This is a genomic window from Stenotrophomonas sp. INTA L402-1 (assembly GCF_059295135.1).
Genome location: NZ_JCAFWP010000066.1, coordinates 1 through 9,315 on the forward strand (window position 1 = coordinate 1; position 9,315 = coordinate 9,315).

General features: G+C 63.8%; 6 protein-coding genes and 1 riboswitch. Of the genes, 5 read left to right on the top strand and 1 reads right to left on the bottom strand.

The window, feature by feature from the left end; genetic code table 11:
* Positions 1-290: 290 nt before the first annotated feature.
* Positions 291-2,183, bottom strand: a complete 1,893-nt coding sequence (locus AC5O77_RS21020) for a patatin-like phospholipase family protein (RefSeq protein ID WP_478058674.1) — start codon at positions 2,181-2,183, stop codon at positions 291-293.
* Positions 2,184-2,376: 193 nt separating this feature from the next.
* Between AC5O77_RS21020 and AC5O77_RS21025 the strand changes: the two genes are divergently transcribed.
* From AC5O77_RS21025 to pncA, 5 genes are all read left to right on the top strand, one after another.
* A complete protein-coding gene (locus tag AC5O77_RS21025; RefSeq protein WP_005411941.1) occupies positions 2,377-3,426 on the top strand; it encodes a bifunctional nicotinamide-nucleotide adenylyltransferase/Nudix hydroxylase in 1,050 nt (349 codons plus the stop codon).
* 64 nt (positions 3,427-3,490) lie between these two features.
* The gene (locus AC5O77_RS21030; RefSeq protein ID WP_478058671.1) at positions 3,491-4,900 is read left to right on the top strand and encodes a nicotinate phosphoribosyltransferase; all 1,410 of its coding nucleotides are present in this window, start codon (positions 3,491-3,493) and stop codon (positions 4,898-4,900) included.
* Between the two features lie 270 nt (positions 4,901-5,170).
* Entirely contained in the window at positions 5,171-7,159 is a 1,989-nt protein-coding gene (locus tag AC5O77_RS21035) for an ATP-dependent nuclease (RefSeq protein ID WP_317223246.1), read from the top strand.
* A 69-nt stretch (positions 7,160-7,228) separates the two neighbouring features.
* Positions 7,229-7,443, top strand: a riboswitch (cobalamin riboswitch).
* Positions 7,444-7,604: 161 nt separating this feature from the next.
* Positions 7,605-8,291 carry an epoxyqueuosine reductase QueH gene (locus tag AC5O77_RS21040; RefSeq protein ID WP_080354785.1) on the top strand — a complete coding sequence of 229 codons (687 nt, stop codon included), beginning with the start codon at positions 7,605-7,607 and terminating at the stop codon, positions 8,289-8,291.
* Between the two features lie 55 nt (positions 8,292-8,346).
* On the top strand, positions 8,347-8,973 hold the full coding sequence (gene pncA / locus AC5O77_RS21045) for a bifunctional nicotinamidase/pyrazinamidase (RefSeq protein WP_478058670.1): 627 nt from the start codon (positions 8,347-8,349) through the stop codon (positions 8,971-8,973).
* Positions 8,974-9,315: the final 342 nt, after the last annotated feature.

A 9,315-nucleotide genomic window follows, 5' to 3' on the forward strand; every position in this document is an offset into this window, starting at 1 on the left:
TGCTCGTGTGCGCAGTCCTGCGCACACGGCAAGACCGGGGTTGGGCGTCCTGCCCAACCCGCCCGAGGCATGCCTCGGGCCCATGCGGCTCACGCCCCCGCAACCGGACCCACCCCGCCTTCGACAGGTCTCCGCGAGCTGTCGAAACGGCATCCTTTGCTGCTGTGGGTAGGTGTCGACCTTGGTCGACACGGTGGATCCACGTCATGCGTGGATGCTCTTCGATGAATGTTCGAAATATTCGATTTCGATGGGGTTCCATCCACGCATGGCGTGGATCTACTACCGGGTCAGTAGATCGGCGTGACCTTCATCTGCGGCAGCGGACGCGGTGCGCCGTCCGTAAGGTCCGGGCCGAGGTCCTCCCAGGTACGTCCCTGCTCGACCATCAGCCCCCACAACTGCTGCGACGCCAGCCGCTTGTCTTCCGAGCCCAGCTTGTACGACGGTGGCGTCGGCTGGCCACTGGCAACCATCGAGTACGCCGCGCGGTAGGCCAGTACCTGCTGCGCCGGGTCATCGGTACGCGCCACTTCCAGCGTGTAGCGCTGGTAGGCCGAGGCCAGGTTGCGCCAGCGGATCCAATAGTGGTTCTCGAACGAGAACGAACAGAAGCGCGCACCGGCCAGGCTGCCCTTGTCGGCGATGCGGGTCAGCACCTCCTGTGGCATGTCCAGGTTCATGCCGCCTTCGTCGCCCTGCAGGCTCACATGCACGATGCGGTCGCGGTAACCCGGCGCGCGCGCCTGCAGCAGGTCGCGCCAGTTCTGCATGGTCGCCACCACCGCGAACAGGAAACGGCCCAGCTCCGCAGCGGCCAGCGGAGTGGCGATCGACTGATAGGTACGCTGCCAGCCATGACGGTTTTCGGTGGGCAGGAACACGGCGTGTTCCAGCGCCTGGCGGCCACTGCTGCCGTGGCTCACGTCTTCGGCGTGCTGCGGGTAGACCAGATTGATGGCGAAGGTTGGCCAGCGCGGCAACGCGGCATCGAACAGGTGGATCGGGAAGTTGCTGCTGATGCCACCATCGGAGAACCAGCAGATGCGGAACGCGGTGATCACCGGTCCGCAGGTCTGCCCGGCACTGGTCAGCCCTTCCATGCTGTCGGCCACGTTGTGCTCCTGGTCGGCCGCAGGTGCGGTCGGTTCGCAGCGACGCTCGCGGCGCGAGGGCTCATGCAACGGCACCGCGCTGATCAGCAGCGGGAAGCTCAGGCTCATGCGCGTGGCCACCAGCACCGGCAGCTTCGGGCCCTGCGGCAGGTGGTAGTACCGGCGCCCTTCCACCTCCAGTGGCGGGCCGGCCTGCGTCACCAGCCACTGCACCACGCTGGCCGGAAACAGCTGCTCGAACTCCTCGCGCAGGAACCAGAACTGCGCGCCGCCCAGCGGCAGCGTGCGCGGCTCGTTGTGCGACACACAGGTGGTGATCATCTGCAGGCTGATCGCATGCGGGCTGTCCGGCTCGCCGGCATAGCGCGGCGCATCGTGCAGGTCGGCGAACGTGAGCGGTGCATCCAGCGGCTTGCCGGACAGCTGCTGCAGGCACTCGTGCAACCATTCGGTCAATGCCGGCGTGCGTGCATCGCGGCCGAGGCCGCTGCACAGGCCCAGCAGGTTACGGCGCGCCACCCGCGCTACCCGCAGCGCGGCACCGGCCACGCCGGCACCGTACGAGCACAGCAGTGATGGCAGCAGCGTGGCGGCCACGCCGCTCCAACCGCCGCCCCACCAGCCCAGGCCGAGCAGCAGCGCCAGCGACACCAGCACCTCCAGTGGCGCAATCTCGAACACCGCGATGGCCAGGCACAGCAGCTTGTGTGGCAGGCGGGCATTGCCGGTCAGCACCACCAGCAACCGGTAGGCGGCGCGCGCGCCCCGTGCCGGCTGGAACAGGCTGTAGATGAAGCCGCGCCGCGAGAGCTGCGCCGACACCGCCGACAGCCCGCCGTAGCCGGCATCGCCGGGCAGGTGCTCGCCGGCCTGCTGGCGGCGATCACCGCAGGCCGCCGCGGCCGCTACGGCTGCAGCGATGGCGCCGGCCGAGGTGCCGCCGATGCTCTTGAAGCGATACTCGCGCGCCAGCGCCAGTACCGCATTGGGGTACACGATGCCGCTGGTGATGCCGCCTTTCATGACCAGATCGCAGTACTTGTCCGCCACTGTCTTGCCCCCGAGCATGCCGTCCGCCGCGTGGGTGCCAGTATGGCGCAGAGGCTTCTCAGGGCCTGAGAACAACGGCGCAGTCCGCGCACGCGATGCGCCGTTCAGCAGAAAGCACGGCTGCAGGCTTGACCCGCCCCGCCATCGGCGTAGCATCTGCAGCAAGCCAAGGGACAGACCCGCGGCTGCCACAACGACATGAGGGATTCTCATGGAATTCGACTATCTCGTCTTCATCGGGCGATTCGAGCCCTTCCACAACGGCCACGCCGCCGTTGCCCGCCTGGCCCTGAGCCGGGCCCGCAAGCTGATCTTCCTGGTCGGCTCTGCCGATACCCCCCGCAGCCTGCGCAATCCCTGGACCGTGGCCGAACGTGCCGTGATGATCCAGGCCGCCCTCGATGGCCACACCGACCGCCTGCTGATCCGCCCGCTGCGTGACCACCTGTACAACGAAGCGCAGTGGATCGCCAACGTGCAGCGCCAGGTGGCTGAAGCCCTGCGCAACGACGGCGCCGCCGCCGATGCGAAGGTAGGCCTGATCGGCATGGACAAGGACGCGTCCAGCTACTACCTGCGCGAGTTCCCGCAGTGGCCGCTGGTGGACGTGCAGCACACCGCCACCCTGTCGGCCACCGAGCTGCGGCGCTACCTGTTCGAAGCCGGCGACGTCGACTTCCACGGTGCGCTGCTGATGCTGCGTGGCAATGTGCCGGCGCCGGTGTACGACATGCTCGAAGCGTTCCGCAAAAGCGCGCCTGCGTATGGCCAGCTGGTGGCCGAGTACCGCTTCATCGAACAGTACAAGGCCGCCTGGAAGGATGCGCCCTACGCGCCCACCTTCGTCACCACCGATGCGGTGGTGGTGCATTCGGGCCACGTTCTGCTGGTGCGTCGCCGCTCGGAACCCGGCAAGGGGCTGTGGGCGCTGCCCGGCGGCTTCGTCGGCCAGGAACAGAGCCTGCTCGACAGCTGCCTGCGCGAACTACGCGAGGAAACCCGGCTGAAGATTCCGCTGCCGGTGCTGAAGGGGTCGCTGAAGGGCCAGCAGGTCTTCGACCACCCCGACCGCAGCCAGCGCGGCCGCACCATCACCCACGGCTTCCACTTCGAGTTTCCGGCCGGTGACCTGCCGCCGGTGCGCGGCGGCGACGACGCCGACAAGGCGCGCTGGATACCGGTGAGTGAAGCCCTGGACATGGGCCCGCAGCTGTTCGAAGACCACCTGCACATCCTGGAGTATTTCCTCGGCCGCGGCTGACAGGCCCGGCCTCCCCACTGGCGGATAGACCGCTGGTGTCACTCGACGCGAAGGAGCTTCCGTCATGCACTACCTCGATAATCTTCTCCTCAACACCGACAGCTACAAGGCCAGCCATTGGCTGCAGTACCCGCCGGGTACCGATGCCACGTTCTTCTACGTCGAATCACGTGGCGGCCTGCACGATCGCACGGTGTTCTTCGGCCTGCAGGCGATCCTCAAGGACGCGCTGGCACGACCGGTCACCCACGCCGACATCGACGAGGCTGCTGCGGTATTCGCCGCCCATGGCGAACCGTTCAACGAGGCCGGCTGGCGCGATATCGTCGACCGGCTTGGCGGCCACCTGCCGGTGCGCATCCGCGCCGTTCCCGAGGGCAGCGTGGTGCCCACCCACCAGGCACTGATGACCATCGAGTCGACCGATCCGGCTGCGTTCTGGGTGCCGTCGTACCTGGAAACGCTGCTGCTGCGCGTGTGGTATCCGGTCACCGTGGCCACCATCAGCTGGCACGCACGGCAGACCATTGCCGCGTTCCTGCAGCAGACCAGCGACGACCCGCAGGGGCAGCTGCCGTTCAAGCTGCACGACTTCGGCGCGCGCGGTGTATCGAGCCTGGAATCGGCCGCGTTGGGCGGTGCCGCGCACCTGGTCAACTTCCTCGGCACCGATACCGTGTCGGCGCTGTGCCTGGCACGCGCGCACTACCACGCGCCGATGGCCGGCTATTCGATTCCGGCCGCCGAGCACAGCACCATCACCAGTTGGGGCCGCGAACGCGAGGTGGACGCCTATCGCAACATGCTGCGCCAGTTCGGCAAGCCCGGTTCGATCGTGGCGGTGGTGTCGGACAGCTATGACATCTACCGCGCGATCAGCGAGCACTGGGGTACCACCCTGCGCGAAGAAGTGATCGCTTCGGGTGCCACCCTGGTCATCCGCCCGGACTCGGGCGACCCGGTGGAGGTGGTGGCGGAAAGCCTGCACCGACTGGATGAAGCCTTCGGCCACGCGATCAACAGCAAGGGCTACCGCGTGCTCAACCACGTGCGGGTGATCCAGGGCGATGGCATCAACCCGGATACGATCCGCGCCATCCTGCAGCGCATCACCCATGACGGCTACGCCGCGGACAATGTGGCCTTCGGCATGGGCGGTGCCCTGCTGCAGCGGCTGGACCGCGATACGCAGAAGTTCGCACTGAAGTGCTCGGCGGCGAGGGTCGGGGGCGAATGGATCGACGTCTACAAGGATCCGGTCACCGATGCGGGCAAGACCAGCAAGCGCGGCCGCATGCGCCTGCTGCGGCGCCTGGATGACGGCAGCCTGCATACGGTGGCATTGCCTCCCAGCGGTGACGAAACGCTGCCGACCGGCTTCGAAGACGCGATGGTGACCGTGTGGGAGAACGGCCGCCTGCTGCACGATCAGCGGATGGACGACATCCGCACGCGGGCGGCGGCGGGGTCTTGAGGGCGTGTTCCGGCTCGGCCAGCGATGAATGTGCTGCGGGACTTTTGAAGAACCATGCATCGAGTGGAATTGCCCGACTTTAGAGCACACAGCAAACCGCCTAGCGCAGGGTTTGTTTTGCCTTCCTTCCCAATGGCGGCTGCAACAATGGTCTAACACGGGGGACGGCCAAGCCTTCGTGTTCCTGTGATATACACAACAAATCTCTGGCAAAGCTACACACTGATTCAGAACAACAGCATCTAATTCAATCCACTACATGGAGTTGTTATGGAAAATCGCTCAAAACTCTTAAGCATCGAAGTCCGAAACATCGGCTGCATCGGCAACGATGGAGTCACCGTAGATCTGGACGACATTGTATGTCTGGTCGGTCGCAATAACGCCGGCAAGTCGACCGTTCTCAATGCATACGAACTGGCAAAGGGCCGGAAGTTTCGTGTTGATGCAGACCGGCACCAGCACGCGTCATCGGATCAATTGTCGGAAGTTGTTCTAAGGGTTCACATTCCCGACGGGCTTGGAAATGTTCATTCGAAGTGGAAGACAAAAGAAGGTGAACACCTAGTTGTAAAGAGCCGCTGGCAATGGTCCGGACCGAACTATGATGCCAACCGGCAGACATGGAATCCCGAGCTTGCAAATGGCGAGGGCGACTGGGATCAAGTGGAGAAGGCTTCCGGCTTGGACACAGTCTTTGGTTCACGCTTGCCGGAGCCAATTCGAATTGGCTCCCTCGATGATGCAACTAGTGCTCAGGATCAACTTCTGAAGCTTGCGTTGATCCCTCTTGAACGCGAGCTTGAGCGCGCCAGCAAGGATCCGTCATCTCCGCTAAGCGCTGCCGTCAAGAGCATCCAAGGGCAAGTGGAAGCAATGGCGAGTAGCCACATGGAGCATTTTGGTTCTATCGCAGACCGGGTCAGCACTGGATTCAAGGGAATCTTCCCTGATCTGGGCGTTAGCCTCGATCTGAAACCAGCAGTTCCAAGCATCAAGTTCTTCGACCTGGTGAAGAATGGATCGCAGATCAGCGTTCTAGATGGCGAGACTAGGACTGGCGCAGCTCTTCAGGGAACGGGCGCCAGGAGAGCCCTCTTTTGGGCAGTCCTCCAGGTTCACAATGAACTAGAGAGACAGAATAGGTCTCGTAACGAGCATCTCTCTACCCTTGAGAAGGAGCGAGATACCCTTAAGAAATCGATTGCAAAGCCAAAGAAGGGCGATGTTGTCGCTGACTTGGAAGCTCGGCTTGCTGCAGTATCGATTGAGATTGATGCACACGGGCAAGGTGCTCCACTTCCGGAGGACAAGGAAGACGTCGCCTTCCCCGGATACCTATTGTTGATCGATGAACCTGAGAACGCGCTTCACCCGATGGCAGCACGCGCTGCTCAGAAATACTTGTATGAGCTTGCCAAGAGTCAGGACTGGCAGGTGATGCTCACAACGCACTCTCCATACTTCGTAAATCCATTTGAGGATCACACGACTATCGTGCGGCTAGAGCGCTCAGCAGGTGAGCTTGGATCGCTCTCTACAAAGACATACCGCTCGGATGAAATTGAATTTGACGCAGATGAAAAGTCCAGGCTGCAAGCACTTCAGCAAATGGACCCGAGCTTTTCAGAGGTCTTCTTCGGCTCATACCCCGTTATCGTTGAAGGCGATACCGAGCATGCAGCCTTTCTAGCTGCGGCCACCGAAGAAGATGCTGCAATTGCTAGCCAAGTCACGCCGATCCGCGCAAGAGGAAAAGCTCTCATCGTTCCCATCATTAAAGTTCTTCGCCATTTCAAGATTCACTTCGGCGTGCTTCACGACCTGGACTCTCCGAAGAACAAGAATGGCAAGGGGAATGGCATGTGGACAGAGAACGAGAAGATATGGAACGAGGTACGGAACACTCAGAAGGCTGGAATACTAGTCAGGCATCGCGTTAGCATTCCTGACTTTGAACGGCTGCTCCACGGAGATGAGGCTGATAAGGACAAGCCTTTGAACGTGTACTTGCAGGTAAAGGCCTCAGAGGAGGCCAAATCCATCATTCAAAAGCTTTTCCAAGAGTTGCAGCACTCGGATGTTCACGGCCCCTTTGGCGAGATCGATGACATCGCAACGTATATGACACACGCTCAAACTGAACTTGGGAAGTGGGTGTGGGAGAAAGGGGTGCAGCTCGATCCACGATATGCGGGCCTTCCGCAACCCGGCACCGTACAGATTGCGTTGCCCGCAACTCCCGCACCTCTGATTTGAGTAGGTGGCAATAGGGTCAAGCATGGTTCCCCTTGACCCACGCCCACAACGCGTCCACCGTGGGCACGCCGAAGGTATCCCTGCCGTGGCATTGATGGCGGCAGGGATTTAAACGGGAATCCGGTGAAGGCGCCTCGCGCGTCCATTCCGGAGCTGCCCCGCAGCGGTGAATGGAAACGAATCCTGCCAACAGCACTGGGCTCGCACCTGGGAAGCGGCAGGTAGTAGGTGGGCTGCGGCCCGAGTCCATCAGCCCGAATACCGGCCCCGGCCGGGGGACACGACCGTCCCCTGACTCGACCTGGAATCTCCGCGGGGAGGTTGCCGGGGCCGTCGTCGTCCTGCACGTGCAGGCGGTGTGGCCGCGCGCGTCCTGTTCACGGTATCCGGCCAGACCCGTTCACCCACGCGCTGATGCATGGGCCACCGCCGTTGCCGGCGGTCCATGCGGTACCTGACGATGACCGAGCTCCAACGCCCCACCCTGACCCTGCCCGCCGACGGCAAGCGCCTGCTGCTGCATTCGTGCTGCGCGCCCTGTTCCGGCGAAGTGATGGAGGCGATCACCGCCTCCGGGATCGACTACGCGATCTTCTTCTACAACCCCAACATCCACCCGGTGAAGGAGTACGAGCTGCGCAAGCAGGAGAACATCCGCTTCGCCGAGCAGCACGGCATTCCTTTCATCGACTGCGACTACGACACCGACAACTGGTTCAGCCGTGCACGCGGCATGGAAAACGAGCCCGAACGCGGCATCCGCTGCACGATGTGCTTCGACATGCGCTTCGAGCGCACTGCGCTGTACGCGCACGAGCACGGCTACGACACCATCAGTTCGTCGCTGGGCATCTCGCGCTGGAAGAACATGGCGCAGATCAACGACTGCGGCATCCGTGCCGCGTCGCGCTATGAAGGCCTGCAGTACTGGGACTACAACTGGCGCAAGGGCGGCGGTGCCAGCCGCATGATCGAGATCAGCAAGCGCGAGCAGTTCTACCAGCAGGAATACTGCGGCTGCGTGTACTCGCTGCGCGATGCCAACCGTCACCGCCGCGAGAATGGCCGCGAACGGATCAAGATCGGCCTGCTGTACTACGGGCAGGACGCTGAGACGCCGCAGGGCGATTGACGTGTGGGCATGGGGCGGCCACGCTGGTCGCCCCTTCTGCTGTACCGGAACTGCCATGACCGCCCTGCCCGCCGATGTCGCCCTGCTGGTGATCGACCTGCAGCCGGACTTCATGCCCGGCGGTGCGCTGGCCTGCGACCAGGGCGATGCGCTGGTGGCACCGATTGCCGATCTGCTGGCGCAGCGCCGCTACCGCACCGTGGTGGCAACACAGGACTGGCACCCGGCCGACCATGCCTCGTTCGCCAGCCAGCACCCCGGCCAACGCCCGTTCGAGAGCATCCTGCTGCACGCGCAGCCGCAGACCCTGTGGCCGGACCACTGCGTGCAGGGCAGCGCCGGTGCCGCCCTGCACCCGGGCGTGGACTGGACCGTGGCCGACCTGATCCTGCGCAAGGGCACGCGCCAACAGGTGGATTCGTACAGCGCCTTCCGCGAGAACCACGGCCCCGATGGCGAGCGCCCGGCCACCGGCCTGGCCGGCTGGCTGCACGAGCGCCGCATCCGCGAAGTGCACGTGTGCGGCCTGGCCCGCGACTACTGCGTGCTGTGGAGCGCGCAGGACGCGGTGAAGTCCGGCTTCCGGGTGAAATTCCTGTGGGAGCTGACCAAGCCGGTGACCGACGCCAACGACGCGATGGTGCGCGAGGCGCTGGACAAGGCGGGGATCGCGATCGCCTGAGGCGTGACCGCCGGGCATGGCCCGGCGCTACCGCGCACGTCGCTTATGCCGCTTGCGCGCTCCTGCCCACGACAACACAATCGATTCATCCAGCCCCCTAACTACGCCCCCCTACAGATCGCGGGACGGCCGAACCGGGGGCTTTTCATTGGATGAAATCAGGATTCGGTAGTGCCGGGCGCGGGGCGGGCCCCCCGGGGGGCGGAGACGATGCCGCCCGCCGGCCCCCCCAACCGCTAACAACCCCGGGGGCGACCGGCCCAAACCCGCCGCCCCCCGCTTCGGGCTTAAACGAAACACACCCACAGAATACCCGTGATCAGCATTGTCGAAAAAACAACA

Bases quoted from the DNA above. Each gene is read 5' to 3' on its own strand.
- AC5O77_RS21035 (WP_317223246.1), top strand. From the start codon at position 5,171: ATGGAAAATCGCTCAAAACTCTTAAGCATCGAAGTCCGAAACATCGGC.
- AC5O77_RS21025 (WP_005411941.1), top strand. From the start codon at position 2,377: ATGGAATTCGACTATCTCGTCTTCATCGGGCGATTCGAGCCCTTCCAC.
- pncA (WP_478058670.1), top strand. From the start codon at position 8,347: ATGACCGCCCTGCCCGCCGATGTCGCCCTGCTGGTGATCGACCTGCAG.
- AC5O77_RS21030 (WP_478058671.1), top strand. From the start codon at position 3,491: ATGCACTACCTCGATAATCTTCTCCTCAACACCGACAGCTACAAGGCC.
- AC5O77_RS21040 (WP_080354785.1), top strand. From the start codon at position 7,605: ATGCGGTACCTGACGATGACCGAGCTCCAACGCCCCACCCTGACCCTG.
- AC5O77_RS21020 (WP_478058674.1), bottom strand. From the start codon at position 2,183: ATGCTCGGGGGCAAGACAGTGGCGGACAAGTACTGCGATCTGGTCATG.